Raw genomic sequence first — 18002 nt, 5'->3', positions numbered from 1 at the left:
GTAGAAGCAAAGGTCATCCCCTTTCAGCTCTGCTCCGGATCAGGCGTGCAAACAATTGACTTCACTTGCCCGCTCAGCCAAACCTCTGCACGAAATTGCCGTTCAAAGGAAACTGCCATGTCGCGGATCGATGCCAAATTTGCCCAACTGCGTGCCGAAAATCGCAAAGCGTTTGTGGCCTACATCATGGCGGGCGATACCGATTATGACACCGGGCTTGCCGTGACCAAAGGTTTGCCCGCCGCAGGCGTCGACATCATTGAATTGGGCCTGCCCTTTACCGATCCGATGGCGGATGGGACGACGATCCAGTTGGCGGGTCAGCGCGCTTTGGAAGGCGGCCAGAACCTTGAAAAGACGCTGCATTATGCGCGTGAATTTCGCAAAAGCGATGACACGACCCCCATCGTCTTGATGGGTTATTATAACCCGATCTATTCGCGCGGGGTTGATCGCTTTCTGGCAGACGCGGTAGCCGCCGGCATTGACGGTTTGATAATCGTCGATCTTCCCCCCGAAGAAGACGAAGAATTGTGCATTCCCGCGCAAGCTGCCGGGATCAACTTTATCCGCCTTGCCACACCCACTACCGACGACAAAAGGCTTCCGACCGTGCTCCAGAACACGTCTGGCTTTGTCTATTACGTTTCCGTCACCGGCATCACCGGTACGGCTGCTGCGCAAACCGCTGACGTCGCACCCGAGGTCGCGCGCATCAAAGCGGCGACCGACCTGCCCGTCATCGTGGGTTTTGGGATCAGAACACCTGACGCGGCCGAAGCCATTGCAGGCATCGCGGACGGGGCAGTTGTTGGCTCCGCAATCGTGGAAAAGATAGGTGCGGGCGACTCCGTCGAGGATGTACTGGCTTTCGTCAAGGCGCTGGCCGACGGCACGCACCGCGCCTAGCCTTGCAATGCGCCCCATGAATTGGTAAATAAAAATTACCAAATCAGGAATTTCCACATGCCAGTGATTACCACGATTGATGACCTGAAACGCATCCACAAACGGCGCACGCCGAAGATGTTTTATGACTACGCCGAAAGTGGCAGTTGGACCGAACAGACATTTCGTGAAAACACGTCTGATTTTGACCAGATACGCCTGCGACAGCGCGTCGCTGTCGATATGACTGACCGCACGACCAAGACCCAGATGGTCGGGCAGGATGTCGCCATGCCCGTGGCGCTGGCACCTGTCGGACTGACTGGCATGCAATGCGCCGATGGGGAAATCAAAGCAGCGCGCGCGGCCGAAAAATTCGGCGTACCTTTCACGCTGTCAACGATGTCGATCTGTTCAATTGAGGATGTTGCCGCCAATACCAGCAAACCCTTCTGGTTTCAGGTCTATACACTCAAAGATACTGATTTCATGACCCGACTGTTTGACCGCGCAAAGGCGGCAAAATGTTCGGCACTTGTGATCACTCTGGACCTGCAAATCCTGGGCCAGCGCCACAAGGACCTTAAGAACGGGTTGACTGCCCCGCCGAAGTTCACAATTCCCACAATAATGAATCTCGCGACAAAATGGGCTTGGGGCATGGAGATGCTGCAAACAAAGCGGCGTTTTTTTGGTAATATTGTTGGCCATGCCAAAGGTGTCAGCGACCCCAGTTCGCTATCCTCTTGGTCCGCCGAAGCGTTTGACCCAGCGCTGGATTGGGATCGCGTCGCAGAACTGATGAAATTGTGGGATGGCCCGGTTATTCTCAAGGGCATTCTGGATGTCGAGGACGCCAAGAAAGCAGCAAGTCTTGGCGCGGATGCGATCATAGTGAGCAACCATGGCGGGCGGCAATTGGATGGAGCACTGTCGTCTATTCGAGTCCTGCCACAGATTATTGATGCCGTTGGTGATAAGGTTGAGGTCCATTTCGACAGCGGCATTCGTTCAGGTCAGGATGTGCTCAAGGCAATGGCGATGGGCGCAAAGGGTACGTACATCGGTCGCGCGTTCGTCAACGGACTGGGCGCGATGGGGGAAAAGGGCGTAACCCAAGCGCTTGACATCATCCACAAAGAGCTGGATCTGACGATGGCTTTTTGCGGGCATCGGGATATTAACGAAGTTGACCGTGACATCCTTTTGATCCCCAAAGATTTTTCTGGCGACTGGACTTGATCTGTTTCGCCAACCGCTCAGGTGACGGCAGCCGGGTGTTTGGCAACCGATGAGGCCAAGGGAATTGCACTGAGCAACAGCACTGCGACAGCAGCAAACGCGACCCTTAGGCCAAAAAACTCTGACAAAAGCCCCATCAACATGGGCGCAAAAAAGAAGCCCGAAAAGCCAATGACAGCGACGCGGCTGATGGCTTCCGTGCGCAGATGCGGGGGCACAAGTTTGCCTACCAACGCAAGCCCCATAGGGCCGATGACAGACACGCCTAGTCCCAGGATGCCGAACCCCAGATAGGCCATAATCGGGCTGGCCGCGACTGCGGCAATGACGGCTCCCGTGGCTGACATCGCGGCCGCAACTTTCACAACGGTGACTTCACGCAAGTGCTCTGACACCATCTGCCCGGAAAAACGCCCGATAGCCATGGTCAGCCCCAACATCGCAGGGCCCAGCGCCCCTTCTGCAGCGCCGCCACCAAGAGTGCGTTCAACATGAAGCGCCGACCATGCTTCCACCGTCGCCTCCGACATAAACGCCACCAGCGTAACGGCCCCGCAAAGCGCGATCGGCCAAAACGGGTAGTGCCCGGCGTAGGTAGGGTCAGCATCGACTTGCATGACACCCATGCGCATCATCGGCACGATTAACACACACAGAACAGCCAGACCGGCAAAAACCAAGGTCGGCGAAATGCCCGCATCGCGTGTCGCACTTGCAGTCAATGCCGCCACCGCGTAACCGACAGAAAACATCGCGTGGTTGGCATTCATCAACGGCCTTCGGTGTGTCGCCTCCAATTCGCTGACGCGGGCATTCATGATCACGTCCAACATACCTGACGCCAGCCCGACAAGGGCCATCGCGCCAGCAAACAGCAACGGCGTGGTCACATGGGCCGGTAGGGTCCACGCCAAAGCCAGAAAGACCACTCCGACCTGCATTCCTGCGGCGCCAAGGACCTTGTCCGCCTTAGGCGCCAGCCACATGGACGAGACCAAGCCCGTTGCAGATCCCAAAAGCAGAAGGCCAAACAAGCCGTCAGACGCCCCGAGTTGCGCCTTAAGTACGGGGACATGCGCCGCAAAACACCCCCAAAACAGCCCAATCACAACGAAGGCAGCAGCAGGACGACGCGACAAGGACACAGCATTCAAAATCGACATAGCGGCATGCGTGCCCGCGAAGACCACCCAAAGCAAGTCCCAATTCTATATGTGCCGTAAATGCAGCCCCATTTGATTACATGCAACTGGATAAACTCACTCTTTTCAGTCCCTTTCAGTGCCTCGTTCCATGGCCGGCCATGGCCTGTCTCGAAGCAATCTGGACGTGCAAAAGACCTCTGCATAAGCGTTTGAAGTTTCCTTCTACTCCGTCTTTTGGTATGAGTTTGTCCAGCTCACCCGATGACTTCTCAATCCGCGTTCATCGCCTCGCTGACGACTGTGCCGCTCTCTTCCGCGCCGTCGCTGGCTTGCTTTGCCTTTTCATTGGCTGATCGCGCCCGTTCAACCATGTCATCCAAAGACTGTTTCAGAGCTTGTGTGGTCGAGGATGCGTTTGCATAATACGCCATCCTGATGCTGCGTTCTATCGGCAAGACCAGTCGTCGCGCCGACAAGTTCCTCTGACCGGCCGCCAAATTCGACCAAAGAAATCGACGCATCGGAAATCATCCCCCGCAGATTGACGACCAAACTGTTGAATTCCATGCGCAAAGGATCGAACCCTTGCTTAAAAGCTGTGTCAATCTACCAAGACTACCCGGCAAAGGCCGCAGAAAGTGCTATCGTGATCCTGAATGACAAAAGGTCGTCGTGCACATCTGTCGGCAGGTTTCCCGCTATCCATCGCAATCGGCGCAACCAGCAAGTTTCACGCAAGGCACAAGACCGAAACACAGTTGGTTCATAGACGTATCCATCCAATGCAGAATATCTTCTGTCAGACAGAAATTGACAATCAATGACGTTACCACAGCTTTAACTCCGGAAACGGACCGTTCGGACGCCGAAAGTGAGCTGTTGGGGGAGAAACAGTCAGAACAGGTCAAGCTGCCCTGTGATGCCAAAAAACGCTTTTCAACGCATTGATTCCCCCCTATAGCGCAATCTTCATCGGGCTCGGACACCCTTGGAGGCGGGCCCCTACATCAAAGGACTATACTTATGGCTGGAAAGATCCCTGATCTTAACGCCAAGGTACGCGCGGGGACAGGCAAGGGGGCCGCCCGCCAAGCTCGCCGTGATGGCGACGTACCTGGCATTGTTTATGGTGGCGGCGTTGACCCGCAATCCATCAGCATCCCATTCAACTATCTGCTGACCATGCTGCGCAAGGGGCGCTTCATGTCGACCCTGTTCAACCTCAAGGTCGAGGGTCAGGAAGACGTGCGCGTTATTTGCCGCGGCGTGCAGCGCGACGTGGTCAAGGACTTGCCCACACACATCGACCTGATGCGTCTGAAGCGCACCAGCCGGGTGAAAATCTTTATTCCGGTTGAATTCCTGAATGCCGACACATGCCCCGGCGTGAAGAAAGGTGGCGTTCTGACAATCGTACGCAACGAAGTCGAACTCGAAGTGCTCGCAGGTGATATCCCTGACCACATCACGGTTGATCTGGCCGACGTACAGTTGGGCGACACCATCTCGATCAGCAGCGTAACCCTGCCTGAAGGTGCGAAGTCAGTCATTTCCGATCGTGACTTTGTTATTGCCAACATCGCAGCGCCACGCGCGTTGGTCGCCGATGACGAGGAAGAAGAAGAAGTCGCGGCTGACGCCGTCCCAACCACGGGCGATGCAGACGCAGAATAAGCAAACCTGCTGTTGCAGCATAAGGGCACCCTTTTCTGGGGTGCCCTTCTTCGTTGGCAATGCAAAGTCCGCCCATCTTTGAAATTGCCAGCCCAGCTTGCCCGACCGCCGACCCGTCCTGCCGTCGGTATGGCGCAGTAAGCCCCTAGCGCCGCACTGCGGCACGCGCTAAAAGAGTGCCATGAAACTACTTGTTGGCCTTGGTAATCCCGGTGCGAAATACGCGCATAATCGTCACAATATCGGATTTATGGCGATGGACCGGATTGCATCGGATCATGGTTTTTCTGCATGGCGGAATAAGTTCCAGGGTCAGATTGCCGAAGGGCGCATCGGATCAAACAGGATCACCCTGCTCAAACCCCAGACCTTTATGAACAAGTCCGGCCAGTCAGTGGGCGAAGCGATGCGCTACCTCAAACTGGAGCCCGCGGACGTCATTGTATTTCATGACGAAATTGATCTTGCGCCGGGGAAGGTGCGGCTCAAGTCCGGTGGTGGACATGCAGGGCATAATGGCCTGCGGTCGATCCACGACCATATCGGCGCAGATTATGGCCGGGTGCGCATGGGTGTCGGACATCCCGGCCATAAGGATGCGGTACCCGGCTATGTATTGCGCGACTTCCCCAAGGCCGACGCAGATTGGCTTGACGATGAATTGCGTGGCGTCAGCGACGGCATCGCGCATCTGGTTGCTGGCGATGGCGGCAAGTTTCTGAACGCAATCGCACTGCGGGTTGCTCCTGCGCGATCATCGACAAGCACACCAAAGCCCAAAGCTGCCCCACGCCCCCCGGAATCGCCGGTCGACACACGCAGCGCCATGCAAAAACTCGTCGACAGGTTCAAATGACCCCGTCGCGCATCCGCGAGGCATTTCAATTCCAGTCCGAATCCTGCGCAAGCCTTGGTTCTCTCTTCATGGGGCAATTGATGCGCCTGTGCGCCACCAAGGATTGGCCGGACGGTGCAATCAAGACCCGCATTTTCAATTGGCAGGGCGATCTTGGACCCCGGGCGCAATCTGTTCCTTTGCGGCTTGCAGGGGCGTTACATGCGCTGCGCCTGAACGGGCATGACAGCCTGACGCGGGTCTATCCGCCGCATGTGACGGATGATAATTCCCTTTGGTCCGTGGTCTGTGACGCGCTGAGACAAGAGGCGACCTTCATCGGCACATGGATCGACAGCGCGCCCCAAACCAACGAAGTACGCCGTTCCGCGCCTTTGATTGCGCTGGGGCACTGGCTGGCTGGCCGCTATGATATGCCACTGCGGACGTCAGAGCTGGGGGCCAGTGGCGGACTGAACCTGCACTGGGACCGCTACGCACTGGAGATCGGCGACCATAGTTTTGGAGCGGGAGATCCGGCGATGACACTGCGTCCGGAGTGGCGCGGCCCCCTGCCTCCACAAACGGCCCCGAATGTCGTTGCACGGGCCGGGGTCGATCTAAACCCGCTGGACCCGTCCGACCCGGCTGACGCACTGCGGCTGCAAGCCTATCTCTGGCCCGACCAGCCAGAGCGGTTGGCCCTCACGCGGGCAGCGATCGCTGCGGCAATGACCCAGATTGATCAGGGCGATGCGATTGACTGGCTCGCTGGCAGACTGACGCATACCCCAAACACAGTACACCTGATCTACAGCACAATAGCGTGGCAATATTTCCCAGTCGAAAAACAGAAAATCGGGGCCGGCATGATCGATGCTGCGGGCGCAAAAGCAACGATGGCCCATCCGATGGCCTGGTTTTCGATGGAAAACGACGGCGGCACCAATGGGGCAGCCCTGACAGTCCGGTTATGGCCGGGCAATCACACGGTCAAACTGGGGCGGGCCGATTTCCATGGGCGCTGGGTCGATTGGAACGGCTGAAGCACAGTCTTAAGACACGTGATGATGGGGTTTGGGGTAATGCCCCAAGGCACGCGCGGCCCAAGCGCAAAAAATCATCTGCGGCGCAAGCCGCGCCAGGCAACAGATCATCCGTTGCAAGGCAACAAACCTCAGGTCATGGTGGCGGGCATGGAGGAATACCACGATACCAGCCCTGTCTTGGGCATTGCGCCTGATCTTGCTGCTCTTGCTTGTTGGAGGTGGCATAGCAATGTGGAAAACTGAAGAAATCAAGAGACTGGCAGCCGTGCTGACACTTTTCTCCGAGAAGAAAATTGTCAGCAATTTCTCTGACATGGACCGGATCTTTCTCAACACTCCATTGAAAGATGGAAAAGCAGTGGCAAGTGAATTGCTCCAAGGACAAGCCGCCCACTTGCCACAGCAGGCCGCCCAATGGATCAAGGAACGCGCAGTAACGGGCCTTGTCATCCTCAAGAACGGACAGGTCGCACATGAAGATTACTTCCACGCGACCACCGCCGCAGACCTGCGGATCAATTGGTCGGTATCAAAAAGCTATTTGTCTGCCCTGTTTGGCATCCTTCTGGATGAGGGGGTCTTTGACAACATCAATGCCCCCGTCGCGTACTATGTGCCCGCACTGCGCAATACCGCCTACAAAGACGCTACAATCAAAGATGTCCTGCAAATGTCGTCAGGCGTACAGTTTGACGAGGACTACCTCGCTTTCTTTTCTGATATCAACAAGATGGGGCGGGTACTGGCGTTGGGTGGCTCCATGGATGCCTTTACAACCAAACAAAACAACAGTTTCGCAGCTCCCGGCGCGGGCTGGAAATATGTCTCTATCGACACCCATGTCATCGGCATGGTGATTCGGGGTGCGACAGGCCAGGATATTCCGGAACTGCTGACCGAAAAGATCATTGGGCCGATGGGGCTGGAGGCTGATCCGTTCTACCTGACAGATGGCCACGGCACTTCCTTTGTGCTGGGCGGGCTCAACACCACCACGCGGGACAACGCCCGCTTTGGACAGATGTTTGCCAACGGCGGGCGCTGGAACGATCAACAGATCGTCCCGGCGGAATGGGTTGAAAACTCGACAACCGCCAGCGCCAAGACAGCACCGGGCGAGATTGGCTATGGCTATCAGTGGTGGATTCCTGTGGGATCAAAACCGGGGCAATTCATGGCCCGTGGCATTTACGGGCAATATATCTACATTGACCGTATCAACAACGTGGTCATCGCAGTACATGGTGCCGACCGGAACTTTCGCGACCCGGGCGTAAACGAACAAAACGAGGCGATGTTCCGCCTGATTTCAGAAAGCCTTTAGCAGTATGGAAAAAGATCCGTCATTCAACGTTTTAGGCAGCAGCCTGCAAACCTGCTCAACCGATCCGGTGACAGGATTCTTCCGTAATGGGGCCTGTGATACATGTGCGCAGGATGCAGGCAGCCATACGGTTTGCGCAGTCATGACCGATGAATTCCTGGCCCTGTCCAAATACCTTGGCAACGACCTGAGCACACCGCGCCCCGAATATGGGTTCGCTGGCCTGAAAGCAGGGAACAGCTGGTGCCTGTGCGCCAGCAGGTTTCTACAGGCCCACGAAGAAGGGGCCGCCCCGCAAGTCAACCTGCATGCTACCCACGTCAAAGCACTTGAGATCGTACCAATTGATATCCTCCGCAAATATGCAGAGGATTTGCCTGAATAGGTGCCTTGCCTCTTCTCGGTCTTGGTCCTTGCTATTCCGACAATGTCAGCAAACTTGCCCAAGGCCAGTCACGAGATGCTGTTTGGGCCTGTCACGGTTTGATGTCGCTCCTGAGCGATCCTATCCCTTTAGGATCCAGGGTCCTGACCCGACCCTTCCCGTTGTCCTGACAGACGCTGCTCAAACACCGCTGCGCGTCACCCGCGTTGACCTTATCCCAGGGCACCTATCATAAGTGGTCGAAGGACGTCATGGAGGCCATGAGGCGGCGTCTGGCCGGTGAAACAGCCCGTGCTGCAAGCGCCGACGAGGTCAGGGAGCTGCGCTGCCAAGCAAACGATCTCAAGGAGATGGGCGCGGAACAGACTCTCGAACTGCGTTCTATCAAAAAAAGCATGACAGGCGATGGAGGCGACCACGAATGAGGTATCCCCCATCAGAGAAGCGGGAGATCATCCGGCTGGTGGAAGAAATCCATTTTTCAGCGCGCCAGACATTGGCCAAGTTGGGCATTCCGCGTACCTCATTATATCGCTGATATAGGAGCCCGTTTGCTCAAAAGTGACCAATTAACCTGTCTGTGCAGCAAGATTTGAGGTTGAAGCAGTTGATATAAATCATTGCCATATTGACGCTTGAGGCGCAGTCTAAGGGTGCGAGGGGCTGATGTTTGCCCTTGGCTGTGAACAGTAATCTCATAGGAGAGTTGATATGAACAAGACCAAAATTACAGCACTGAGCGCAATTGCTGTTGCGATGCTAGGAACAGCCAGCTTTGCTGATGGTGAGCCGCCAGTTGATTGCGAGTGCGAAGAACCAGCGGGCGGTAACCCTGGCAACGCTAAGCCTGTAGGCAACAGTCCTTGGGACGGCATCACTGGCAATAGCGGAAAAAATCGAGAGAATACGCCTCGCGCTACTCCAATGGATGGTCAGGAGGACGACGAATATGAGCAGCCCGGCGGTAAGGGCGTGGGTCCTAGCCCGCTTTAGATTGATGAGCAGCAATTGAGCCGCTTGTGCTATCTTCTGCTTGCGTGGAATTAGATGAATTAGTCTCGATGTGATCTGACACCGCCCCCTTCTCAGCAAGCTGAAATGGGGACGGTGCATCTCTTACAGGAGATGATGGTTGTCCGTTTTGATGGAGGTGCAAACCGAACCATCAAACAAGGAAACCACAATGTTGAACTCTACCGACAAGATCATCCAACACAAAACCGGATTGCTGAACCTGGCCGAGGCGTTGGGCAACGTGTCGAAGGCCTGTCAGGTCATGGGCTACAGCCGGGACAGGGTCTGCCGTTGCGCATCAGCGGTCGAGGACGGCGGCGTCGAGGCGGTGTTCGAGCGCACGAGGCGCAAGCCCAATCTCGCGAACCGGGTGGATCAGGCAACCGAGGATGCGGTGATCAAAACCGCCACGGATTTCCCGGCCTATGGCCAGGCCCGCACCGCGAACAAGCTGCGCAAACCGGGGGTCTTTGTCTCACCCTCCGGTGTCCGATCGATCTGGCTGCGGGACGATCCGGCCAACTTCAAAACCCGGCTCAAGGCGACGGTGGCCGAAGAGGGCGCCATCCTGACCGAGGCCTAAGTGCAGGCGCTTGAAAAGAAGAAACTGGATGATGAGGCCTGCGGTAAGAGCGAGACGGCCCATCTCCGCCACGATCCGAGCCTTCAAATCCAATGGCCAATCCCGCTTCCCATCCGCCCGACGCGGAACCCTTGCCAGTAACTCGCTTTTAGCTCCCATCAAGAAACTCCCCACAAATCAAAGAAGCCTCTGAATCGCAGATCACGCGTCATGCCGTAAGTGTGGGGCGGCGCTCCACTTACGCTCTTCCGGGGAGCTGAGTTGGAACGCTTTCAAACCAGCCAGCGGACCAACAGCGGTACGATCAGGCTTGTGAGCAGAGCGTTCATTGCCATGGCGATACCGGCATAGGCGCCTGCCACCGGGTTTACCTGAAAAGCGCGGGCGGTGCCGATTCCATGTGCGGCAACGCCGACGGCAAACCCACGCGCGCGCCAGTCGGTGATCCGCAGCATATTCATCAACGGCGTGACCGTCACAGCCCCGATGATTCCCGTCAAAATAACCAACACGGCGGTCAGCGCCGGAACCCCTCCGATCGCTTCGGAGATACCGAGGGCGACGGGCGCGGTGGTCGACTTTGGCGCCAGGGACAGCAGGACCTCCATCGGTAGACCGAAGGCACGCGCCAGCAGAATCGCCGAGCCTGCCGCGACGAACGAGCCTGCAATCAATGCCAGAAGGATCGGCGCGACCGAGGCCCGGATTGTGTCGCGATTGTCCCAAAGCGGCAAAGCCAATGCCACCGTCGCGGGACCGAGCAGGAAATGGATGAACTGAGCGCCTTCGAAATAAGTTTTGTAATCTGTCTGTGTCAACCAAAGCACGGGGGCGATTAATAGCACCGACATCAGCACGGGATTGGCCCATGGCGGATTGCCCAGCCGCCGCGCCACCCCGTCTGCAACCAGATAGGCGAGGATGGTTGTCGTGAGCCATATGAGCGGGGTGGTTGCCAGGTAACTCCAGAGGCTTGCAACGTCAGTCATGCCGTCCAGCGTTCAGTTACATGGCGAACACCGATGAAGGTTCCCACGGCAGCCAGCATCGAGAGCACCGTCGAAAGGATCAAGATAACCAGCAGTACAATCCCGTCTTGGGTCAGAACCGCGAAGTTGCTGATCACGCCGACACCCGCAGGTACGAACAAAAAAGACAGGTTCGCCAGGATGATCATGGTAGTCGGCCTGAGCCGTTCAGCCAGTGCGGGTATCGCACCGAGCAACAGCACAAGCAGGACAAGACCCAAGACCGGGCCAGGTATCGAGAGGCCAAAGCCGCGAACAGTTATTTCTCCCAGCAGCTGGCAGCCCAAGAGAAGGCCAAGTGTCTGAAGCATATGTTTTCTCTCCTGAAACGATGATCGACGTCTTTTTTGGACGCTAAACAATTTTCAAGACCAATGGAAAAGTTCTTCTCAGATGCAGCAAGAGAACGGCGCGCCCGCGCAAGATTTATCTGGAAGGATCAGGCACAGGGTGGCTACAAGCTCGACCTATACCGCTGAAATTTGTTCTGGCAGATTGCGTTCGGGAAGCGGCGCAGTGGCATAGGATAAGGTGCCATGGATCATTGCCTTGAATGCAAAACCCTCCGAGTACAGGGTGCTCGATTATGGAATGCTATGGGGTATTGAGGCCATGTTCTACGACTTCAAAACCCGGGGCTTTGGAATTACCCAAAGCCAGATCAAAAAGCCGGACTGACTGGCCCGCCTCATCTTGGTTTTTGGCAATCGCCATGTACTGGGCTGTTTCAACCGGAGCAAACGAAGAGCACCAAGTCGCACTACGCGGCGAAAAAAGGGGATTCAAAAAGCCCGTCGATCCTTTTGCTCTCTCTTCAAAGCAGGACTTTGTGCTATCCGGCGAGCCCTCGCTGGCTATCCCAAAATCCCCAAACTCCGGGAAATATGGATAATTGAAACGTGGTAAGCGGACGGAGACACCAGCATTGACTATATCATGAGGAACAAAGCATGATGAATGACCGGGTCAGTTCTCAGTGACATTCAAGAAATTGATCACGGCGCGTTCGATTGTGCATAAAGTGCATCGTGAATTGTATCTGCACACTTAAGATAAATACAAATATATATCAAAAACAGTACTTTAAGTGACTATTATGGCGGTGCTGTCAGACGAATTCGAACCAGTCTCGGTTTGCCGCAAACAGGGTGAACTTAGCTGGAACAAAGCTGCGGCATGATCGAGCGTGCCACCCGGACATCCACTCCGTACAATCCAATCATTGCAACGTCCCTTTGGGCTGGGGCAAGCGTCCGGGATCAGGTGGTGATACGGGTGAGGTAATCTGCCACCATCGGACCAAAGCTTTGCTCGACCGCGATGTCGAAACCGCCTTTGCAGTGGGTGACAAGGGACCTGAGGCCGAAGGCTTCCGTAAAGCTCGCAGCGTCTGCACCGAAACAGCTCTCGTGCAGGTCCATCGGGCAAGCAATGGCCAGAACCTCAACCGCGTCAGGCCCGGTGATGCGGAAAACGGCCAGCGTGTCGGACACCCGGACGATGGAGATCTCCGGCGGCGCATCAGCCGGGCGGAGTGCGGCTTCCAGTGCGTCCTCAGCATCCAGCTCGGCACGCAAGATCCAGTGGTCCGGGCCGATGAACATCAAAGCCGCTCCCCCGGTCTCGGTTTTCGAATTGGGGCGGTTCGGGAAGTCAGGCAGCGCGTCGCCCGCCCAATCGCGCAAGGCGGCTTGCGGACCCTTGAGGTCATAGAGCGCCTGCGTTTCAAGCCGGGTGAATGTAACGTCATAGGGCATTGATCAGGACCTCAGCTTTTCGCCGTCATGGTCGTAATGGCAGGGAACCGTCACTCGCACAGGAATCACCTCGCCCCCCTTCAGGCGCACATGCGCGGTTTCACCATGGCGGGAATGCCCCCCTTCCAGCAAGGCAAGCCCCACCCATCGGTCATGCACCACGCTCCAGACGCAGGCGGTGACGAAGCCCTCTGTCTTTTCCTTGCGCCCGCCGGGCGTCAGCGGCGCGCCTTCGGGTATCTGGCGGTCGGATTTGGAGATCACACCAACCAATTCACGCCGCACGCCGCCGGTCTCGCGCCGGATATGAACCGCGCGTTTTCCAAGGTAATCGGGCTTCTTCTTCGACATGGACCAGCCCATACCAAGATCATAGGCATCGACCGTCCCATCCACCTCGTGGCCGAGCGACAGGAAGCCTTTCTCAACCCGCAGCACATGGCTGGCCTCGGATCCCACGGGAAGGATACCGAAGGGCTGGCCCGCCTCCATCACCTTGGCCCATAGATCCCGCATATGCCGGGGCGCGACGTTGACCTCATAGGACAGCTCGCCGGTGAAGCTGACGCGCACTAGGCGGACGGGCAGGCCTGCAACGGTGCCATCGCGGAGGGACATGAACGGGAAGGCGTCGGGCGACAGATCGATGTCGGTGCCGAGCGCTTCCATTACCTCCCGCGCCTTCGGGCCGCAGATCGTGGCGTTGTTCCACTGGCTGGTGACCGCCGTGATGAACACATTCCACTCGGGGAAGCGGGTTTGCAGCATCTCTTCCATATGGCCGTTGATCGCGTCGGCATGGCCGGTGGAGGTCGAGACGATCCAGCGATGGTCATCGAGCCGGAAGCACACCCCGTCATCTATAATGAGCCCGTCATCGGACAGCATCAGCCCGTAGCGTCCGTTGCCCGGTTTCAGTGAGGACATCACGTTGCTGTAGAGGTAATCGAGAAACCGTCCGACGTCGCGGCCCTTCAGCTCGAAAGTACCGAGGGGAGATCCGTCATAGACCCCGACTCCGAACCGAACCGCGCGGCATTCGCGGTTGGTCGCCTCTTGCAGGCCCTCCCCGCCTTTCGGGAAATAGCCTGGCCTGCGCCAGCGCGCGCCGGATTCGTACATGAAAGCCCCTTGGGCGAGGTTCCAGTCGGTGATCGGGGTGTGGCGATAAGGCAATGCAACGGTTTCCTCGCGCAACCCGCCAATGGCCCCGAAGGAAACGGGTGTATAGGGCGCGCGGAAGGTGGTGGTTCCGACCGCGTCAATGGTAACGCCCTGCGCCAGAGCCACGGTGCCAATGATGTTGATATTGCCGGTCTTGCCCTGATCGATCCCCATCCCACCGGTAGTGTAGCGCTTGACGTGCTCAACATTGGAATAGCCCTCGCGCAGCGCAAGGTGCACGTCATCGACGGTGACATCGTTTTGCAGATCAAGGAACGACTTGCCGCGGGCGGTTTCCACCCGCCAGATCGGCTCGATGGCATAGGGCAGATCGGGCGCGTGGGGAATTTCCGGCAGTTCGGTGTCGGTCAGCCGTGCGACGGCCTCTGCGCCGGATCGCAGCGCCTGTTGCAGAGCAAGCGCGCCGTCCGCCGCGCCCACTGCGCTGACCGCCTGCGCCGGTGTGTCGGGCAGGAACGTCGACAGTGTCTCATCATAGCGCAGCGAACTGCGCGACTGGGACCATAGATGCACAGTCGGGTTCCAGCCGCCTGTGATCGTCAGCAGGTCGCAGGAGAGTCTCCGCGCCGAACCACCGGTTTTCCCGGCCACGACCACGCCGCGCAACCGGCGTCCCCCCCGCGCCTCGGTCACGACCTTTCCGGCCATGACCTCGACACCGGGAACCAAAGCGCGGGCTTCCTCTGGCACGCTGTCCCGGCTGTCTATGATTGCTACGATCGTTATGCCCGCTGCCACCAGATCGGCAGCCACGGCATAGGCAGAGTTGTTGTTGGTAAAGATCACAGGCCGCTTGCCGGGGACCACGCCGTAGCGGTTGACGTAGGTCTGCACGGCCGATGCCAGCATCACGCCGGGCCGGTCGTTGTTGCCAAAGACGAGGCCGCGCTCAATCGCGCCCGTCGCGGTAATGACATGGCACGCCCGCACCCGCCACGTGCGTTCCAGCAGGCTGGGATTATCCGGCGAACGTTCGGTGACCATCAGGTAATTGTGTTCGCGATAGCCCCAGACGGTCGCGTTTTGCAAATGGGTAACGTTGGGCATTGCCACCAGTTCCGCGACCACCTCGGCCACCCAGTCCATCGCAGGCGCCCCACCGATGGTGAGCTTGCGCGATAGCAACGCCCCGCCCGCCTCGCACCCTTCATCCGCGATTATCACCCGCAGCCCGGCCCGCGCGCTCGTCAGCGCGGCCATCAGGCCCGACGGACCCGACCCCGCGATCAGCAGGTCGCAATGGCCATAGCGGGCTTCGAATTGGCCCGCTGCGGGCGGTTCTGACGGCGCGGCGGAGAGGCCGGCAGCCTTGCGAATGGCCGGCTCATAGAGATGCCAGTTCGGCCATTTGAAGGTCTTGTAATAAAACCCTGCCGGTATGAACCGGGCGGCCAACTGGTTCACGGCCCCGATGTCAAACCCCGGTGACGGCCAGCAATTGACAGATTTGGCCACCAGCCCTTCGGATAACGTCACAGTCGTCGCAGGCTGGTTGCCCGAGGCGTCCGCGTTCATCAGTTCGACCAGCGTAGAGGGCTCCTCCACCCCTGCCCCAACGATCCCTCGCGGGCGGTGGTATTTGAAACTACGCGCCGTCAGCCGCACGTCATTGGCCAGCAAAGCCGAGGCCAGCGTGTCGCCCTCATAGCCCGAATAGCCCTTGCCGTTGAAAGTGAAGGTCAGAGGGCGCGAGCGGTCGATCCGCCCGCCCCTGTCCAGCCGTTTAGTTTCCATCACCCGGCCCCTCCACAATGTCATGGCTGCGCGTATCGCGCCATATGGTCAACCAGGTGCCGCAGCCGCGCACATGCCACCACTGTTCCTGAACGGGGCCGAGCGGGTTGGGCACCTGCGTTAGCCACGCCGTCCAGTCCGCATCACTGACCGCCTCAGGCTCGGGGCGTGGAGGCTTCACCGGGCCGCCGAAGGAAAACTCGCTTTCATTGCGCGCCCCGCAGAAGGGGCAGGGAATCTGCATCATGGCTTACGTTTACCTCGCCGTAGTCGTGCCGGTTTCCATCACGTAGTCGAGATGACGGAAGCGGCTGATCGTGAAAGGCTCCATCAATGGATGCGGCCGCCCCTTCGCCACCAGATGCGCCAGCGTCAGACCGCCCGCCGGAATCGCCTTGTAGCCGCCCCACCACCCGGCGGTGATGAACAGCCCCGGCACGTCTGTTTCATCCTGAATAGGCGAGGCATCATGAGCGATATCCAGATGCCCGCCCCATTGCCGCATCAGCTTTAACCGCTTGAAGGCGGGGAACAGTGACAGCATCGCTGCGACAGTATCCTCGAACACGTTCTGCTTGATGTCGCGTCGAAAGCTCTGGCCCGGATCAGGCGCGCCGCCGAGCACCAACTCACCCTTGTCGGACTGGCTGAGGTAGAAGCCCGCGTCGGGGCAATTGACAATGACGTCAATCAGCGGCTTCACCGGTTCCGATACAAAGGCCGTCAGGTTCATGCTGCGCAAGGGCAGCTTAAGCCCGACGGTTTCGGTGAGCGTCGTGGTGTGGCCGGACACCGCAATCGCCACCTTCGGCGCGCGGATAATTCCACGAGGCGTCTCTACGCCCTTGATTCGCCCGTCTGGCCCGCGCAATAGCTGCGTGACCGGCGTCTGCTGGTGGATCTCTCCGCCCATGGAATCGATGGCGCGGGCATAGCCCCAGGCCACGGCGTCGTGACGGTTCACGGCGGCATCGGTGTGGACGTAGCCACCCACCACCGGCAGCCGTGCATCAGGGCCACCACCTGTCAGCGCAGGGATGCGGCTGCGAATCTCAGCCTCTGATATCTGTTCATAGGTGGACCCGTAGATATCCATGATGTGCTGGCGCCGCCTGCGATCGCGCATCATCGGGTAATTCTGGATTACGTCGATCATGCTGCGCTTGGAATGCATCGTGTTGAAATTCAGTTCGCGCGTCATCTCCTCGTAGAGCGCCACCGATTTCACATAGAAGGGAATCGACGCATCGCGCATGTAGTTCGAGCGGATGGTGATCGTGTTGCGCGCGATATTGCCACCGCCAAGCCAGCCGCGTTCCAACACCGCGACATTGGTCAGCCCGTACTCCTTGGCAAGGTAATAGGCCGTCGCCAGCCCATGCCCGCCCGCGCCGATGACGATCACGTCGTAGCGATCCTTCAATGGCGGGCTGCGCCAGGCGGGGGCCCATGTGGTGTGCCGGTTGATCCCGTGGCGTAGAAGGGAGAGAGCAGAATAGCTTTGCTTCATGGTCACATGATTTACTATAGGTAAAAACTCGTCAAGTGATTCCAGAGGGCTGAACACCATGATAGACAAACCGGCGATCGACCTTGCAGTCGGGCAGGCCCTGAACCGTCTACGAATGGAGCGAGGGTTGACCGTAACGTCGCTGGCCACCAGAGCCGGGGTCTCGCCCGCGATGGTCAGCCGGATCGAAAAAGCGCAGGTCTCGCCCTCGCTTGCCACTTTGTCGGCGCTGGCGGGTGCCTTGTCAGTTCCGGTGATGGCCCTCTTGGCTGAGCACGAGCAGGCGGCAGACATTTACTATGTCAAGGAAGGCCAAGGCCTGCCTTCGCGCCGGGTGACGCCGGACCACAGTCATGATTATCTTTTGCTTGGTAAGCATGGCGGGCCGGGAGGCCGGTTCGACGCCGCACGCATCCGGATCGAGGCGGCGGATGCCGGTACCCTGCCCGGCTATCAGCATGAGGGCTATGCTTTCATCCACGTGCTTTCGGGCGCGGCCACCTATCGCTGCGGCGGCGAGGTAATCCCGCTTGGCCCCGGAGATTCCGTAAGCTTTGATGCGAAACTGCCGCACGGATTTGCCGAGATCACCGGCGATCACATCGAGTTTCTGACCGTCACGTCGCGGCCCGCGTGACAGAAGAACTGG

At 58.1% G+C, this 18002-nt stretch carries 17 protein-coding genes and 2 pseudogenes; 11 read left to right on the top strand and 8 right to left on the bottom strand.

Features of this window, described 5'->3' with window-relative positions; all coding sequences use genetic code 11:
• Positions 1 to 117 precede the first annotated feature (117 nt).
• Both trpA and C8N45_RS16915 read left to right on the top strand, forming a co-directional pair.
• Positions 118 to 909, top strand: coding sequence for a tryptophan synthase subunit alpha (trpA, locus tag C8N45_RS16920; RefSeq protein WP_108387446.1), 792 nt, complete (start codon positions 118 to 120; stop codon positions 907 to 909).
• 57 nt (positions 910 to 966) lie between these two features.
• Positions 967 to 2130, top strand: coding sequence for an alpha-hydroxy acid oxidase (locus tag C8N45_RS16915; protein ID WP_108387445.1), 1164 nt, complete (start codon positions 967 to 969; stop codon positions 2128 to 2130).
• 17 nt (positions 2131 to 2147) lie between these two features.
• On the opposite strand, the gene C8N45_RS16910 is transcribed toward C8N45_RS16915, so the two are convergent.
• Positions 2148 to 3293: an MFS transporter gene (locus tag C8N45_RS16910; protein WP_108387545.1), complete on the bottom strand. Its 1146-nt coding sequence runs from the start codon at positions 3291 to 3293 to the stop codon at positions 2148 to 2150.
• 251 nt (positions 3294 to 3544) lie between these two features.
• Positions 3545 to 3706: a hypothetical protein gene (locus C8N45_RS23305; RefSeq protein ID WP_168769509.1), complete on the bottom strand. Its 162-nt coding sequence runs from the start codon at positions 3704 to 3706 to the stop codon at positions 3545 to 3547.
• Positions 3707 to 4298: 592 nt separating this feature from the next.
• Between C8N45_RS23305 and C8N45_RS16900 the strand changes: the two genes are divergently transcribed.
• The 8 genes and pseudogenes from C8N45_RS16900 to C8N45_RS16865 all read left to right on the top strand — a co-directional run.
• Positions 4299 to 4949 (top strand): 50S ribosomal protein L25/general stress protein Ctc, encoded by a 651-nt coding sequence (locus C8N45_RS16900; RefSeq protein WP_108387443.1) that lies wholly within the window; start codon positions 4299 to 4301, stop codon positions 4947 to 4949.
• Positions 4950 to 5130: 181 nt separating this feature from the next.
• The gene (pth, locus tag C8N45_RS16895) at positions 5131 to 5805 is read left to right on the top strand and encodes an aminoacyl-tRNA hydrolase (RefSeq protein ID WP_108387442.1); all 675 of its coding nucleotides are present in this window, start codon (positions 5131 to 5133) and stop codon (positions 5803 to 5805) included.
• Positions 5802 to 6830 carry a DUF2332 domain-containing protein gene (locus tag C8N45_RS16890; protein ID WP_108387441.1) on the top strand — a complete coding sequence of 343 codons (1029 nt, stop codon included), beginning with the start codon at positions 5802 to 5804 and terminating at the stop codon, positions 6828 to 6830. The genes pth and C8N45_RS16890 overlap by 4 nt, the downstream gene beginning before the upstream one ends.
• A gap of 232 nt (positions 6831 to 7062) precedes the next feature.
• A complete protein-coding gene (locus C8N45_RS16880) occupies positions 7063 to 8157 on the top strand; it encodes a serine hydrolase domain-containing protein (protein WP_108387439.1) in 1095 nt (364 codons plus the stop codon).
• Positions 8158 to 8161: 4 nt separating this feature from the next.
• Positions 8162 to 8542 (top strand): DUF2237 family protein, encoded by a 381-nt coding sequence (locus C8N45_RS16875; protein WP_108387438.1) that lies wholly within the window; start codon positions 8162 to 8164, stop codon positions 8540 to 8542.
• A 227-nt stretch (positions 8543 to 8769) separates the two neighbouring features.
• Positions 8770 to 9077: pseudogene (locus tag C8N45_RS23740) on the top strand (IS3 family transposase); the annotation flags it as partial.
• Positions 9078 to 9253: 176 nt separating this feature from the next.
• On the top strand, positions 9254 to 9535 hold the full coding sequence (locus tag C8N45_RS23015) for a hypothetical protein (RefSeq protein WP_133175997.1): 282 nt from the start codon (positions 9254 to 9256) through the stop codon (positions 9533 to 9535).
• A 190-nt stretch (positions 9536 to 9725) separates the two neighbouring features.
• A pseudogene (locus tag C8N45_RS16865) lies at positions 9726 to 10202 on the top strand (helix-turn-helix domain-containing protein); the annotation flags it as partial.
• Positions 10203 to 10411: 209 nt separating this feature from the next.
• Here C8N45_RS16865 and C8N45_RS16860 read toward each other — a convergent pair.
• The 6 genes from C8N45_RS16860 to C8N45_RS16835 all read right to left on the bottom strand — a co-directional run bounded on the left by C8N45_RS16860 (position 10412) and on the right by C8N45_RS16835 (position 17353).
• Complete coding sequence (locus tag C8N45_RS16860; protein ID WP_108387436.1) at positions 10412 to 11128, bottom strand: LrgB family protein; 717 nt, start codon at positions 11126 to 11128, stop codon at positions 10412 to 10414.
• Positions 11125 to 11478 (bottom strand): CidA/LrgA family protein, encoded by a 354-nt coding sequence (locus tag C8N45_RS16855; protein WP_108387435.1) that lies wholly within the window; start codon positions 11476 to 11478, stop codon positions 11125 to 11127. Before C8N45_RS16855 ends, C8N45_RS16860 begins: the two co-directional genes overlap by 4 nt.
• 948 nt (positions 11479 to 12426) lie before the next feature.
• The gene (locus C8N45_RS16850; protein WP_108387434.1) at positions 12427 to 12924 is read right to left on the bottom strand and encodes an aminomethyltransferase family protein; all 498 of its coding nucleotides are present in this window, start codon (positions 12922 to 12924) and stop codon (positions 12427 to 12429) included.
• Between the two features lie 3 nt (positions 12925 to 12927).
• Positions 12928 to 15843, bottom strand: a complete 2916-nt coding sequence (locus C8N45_RS16845) for a sarcosine oxidase subunit alpha family protein (RefSeq protein WP_245882716.1) — start codon at positions 15841 to 15843, stop codon at positions 12928 to 12930.
• Positions 15833 to 16090, bottom strand: coding sequence for a sarcosine oxidase subunit delta (locus C8N45_RS16840; RefSeq protein WP_108387432.1), 258 nt, complete (start codon positions 16088 to 16090; stop codon positions 15833 to 15835). Before C8N45_RS16840 ends, C8N45_RS16845 begins: the two co-directional genes overlap by 11 nt.
• 9 nt (positions 16091 to 16099) lie before the next feature.
• A complete protein-coding gene (locus C8N45_RS16835) occupies positions 16100 to 17353 on the bottom strand; it encodes an FAD-dependent oxidoreductase (protein ID WP_108387431.1) in 1254 nt (417 codons plus the stop codon).
• Positions 17354 to 17411: 58 nt separating this feature from the next.
• On the opposite strand from C8N45_RS16835, the gene C8N45_RS16830 reads away from it, so the two are divergent.
• Positions 17412 to 17990, top strand: coding sequence for a helix-turn-helix domain-containing protein (locus C8N45_RS16830; protein WP_108387430.1), 579 nt, complete (start codon positions 17412 to 17414; stop codon positions 17988 to 17990).
• Positions 17991 to 18002: the final 12 nt, after the last annotated feature.

This window comes from Yoonia sediminilitoris (assembly GCF_003058085.1).
Lineage (GTDB): Bacteria > Pseudomonadota > Alphaproteobacteria > Rhodobacterales > Rhodobacteraceae > Yoonia > Yoonia sediminilitoris.
The sequence above is the reverse complement of the archived record's forward strand: the minus strand, read 5'-3'. Positions and strand labels throughout refer to the sequence as shown.

What these genes read in the sequence shown, in the direction of transcription:
- pth (WP_108387442.1), top strand. Translation starts at nt 5,131, where the DNA reads ATGAAACTACTTGTTGGCCTTGGTAATCCCGGTGCGAAATACGCGCAT.
- C8N45_RS23015 (WP_133175997.1), top strand. Translation starts at nt 9,254, where the DNA reads ATGAACAAGACCAAAATTACAGCACTGAGCGCAATTGCTGTTGCGATG.
- C8N45_RS16845 (WP_245882716.1), bottom strand. Translation starts at nt 15,843, where the DNA reads ATGGAAACTAAACGGCTGGACAGGGGCGGGCGGATCGACCGCTCGCGC.
- C8N45_RS16835 (WP_108387431.1), bottom strand. Translation starts at nt 17,353, where the DNA reads ATGAAGCAAAGCTATTCTGCTCTCTCCCTTCTACGCCACGGGATCAAC.
- C8N45_RS16915 (WP_108387445.1), top strand. Translation starts at nt 967, where the DNA reads ATGCCAGTGATTACCACGATTGATGACCTGAAACGCATCCACAAACGG.
- C8N45_RS16910 (WP_108387545.1), bottom strand. Translation starts at nt 3,293, where the DNA reads ATGTCGATTTTGAATGCTGTGTCCTTGTCGCGTCGTCCTGCTGCTGCC.
- C8N45_RS16890 (WP_108387441.1), top strand. Translation starts at nt 5,802, where the DNA reads ATGACCCCGTCGCGCATCCGCGAGGCATTTCAATTCCAGTCCGAATCC.
- C8N45_RS16850 (WP_108387434.1), bottom strand. Translation starts at nt 12,924, where the DNA reads ATGCCCTATGACGTTACATTCACCCGGCTTGAAACGCAGGCGCTCTAT.
- C8N45_RS16900 (WP_108387443.1), top strand. Translation starts at nt 4,299, where the DNA reads ATGGCTGGAAAGATCCCTGATCTTAACGCCAAGGTACGCGCGGGGACA.
- C8N45_RS23305 (WP_168769509.1), bottom strand. Translation starts at nt 3,706, where the DNA reads ATGGCGTATTATGCAAACGCATCCTCGACCACACAAGCTCTGAAACAG.
- C8N45_RS16875 (WP_108387438.1), top strand. Translation starts at nt 8,162, where the DNA reads ATGGAAAAAGATCCGTCATTCAACGTTTTAGGCAGCAGCCTGCAAACC.
- C8N45_RS16860 (WP_108387436.1), bottom strand. Translation starts at nt 11,128, where the DNA reads ATGACTGACGTTGCAAGCCTCTGGAGTTACCTGGCAACCACCCCGCTC.
- C8N45_RS16830 (WP_108387430.1), top strand. Translation starts at nt 17,412, where the DNA reads ATGATAGACAAACCGGCGATCGACCTTGCAGTCGGGCAGGCCCTGAAC.
- C8N45_RS16855 (WP_108387435.1), bottom strand. Translation starts at nt 11,478, where the DNA reads ATGCTTCAGACACTTGGCCTTCTCTTGGGCTGCCAGCTGCTGGGAGAA.
- C8N45_RS16880 (WP_108387439.1), top strand. Translation starts at nt 7,063, where the DNA reads ATGTGGAAAACTGAAGAAATCAAGAGACTGGCAGCCGTGCTGACACTT.
- C8N45_RS16840 (WP_108387432.1), bottom strand. Translation starts at nt 16,090, where the DNA reads ATGATGCAGATTCCCTGCCCCTTCTGCGGGGCGCGCAATGAAAGCGAG.
- trpA (WP_108387446.1), top strand. Translation starts at nt 118, where the DNA reads ATGTCGCGGATCGATGCCAAATTTGCCCAACTGCGTGCCGAAAATCGC.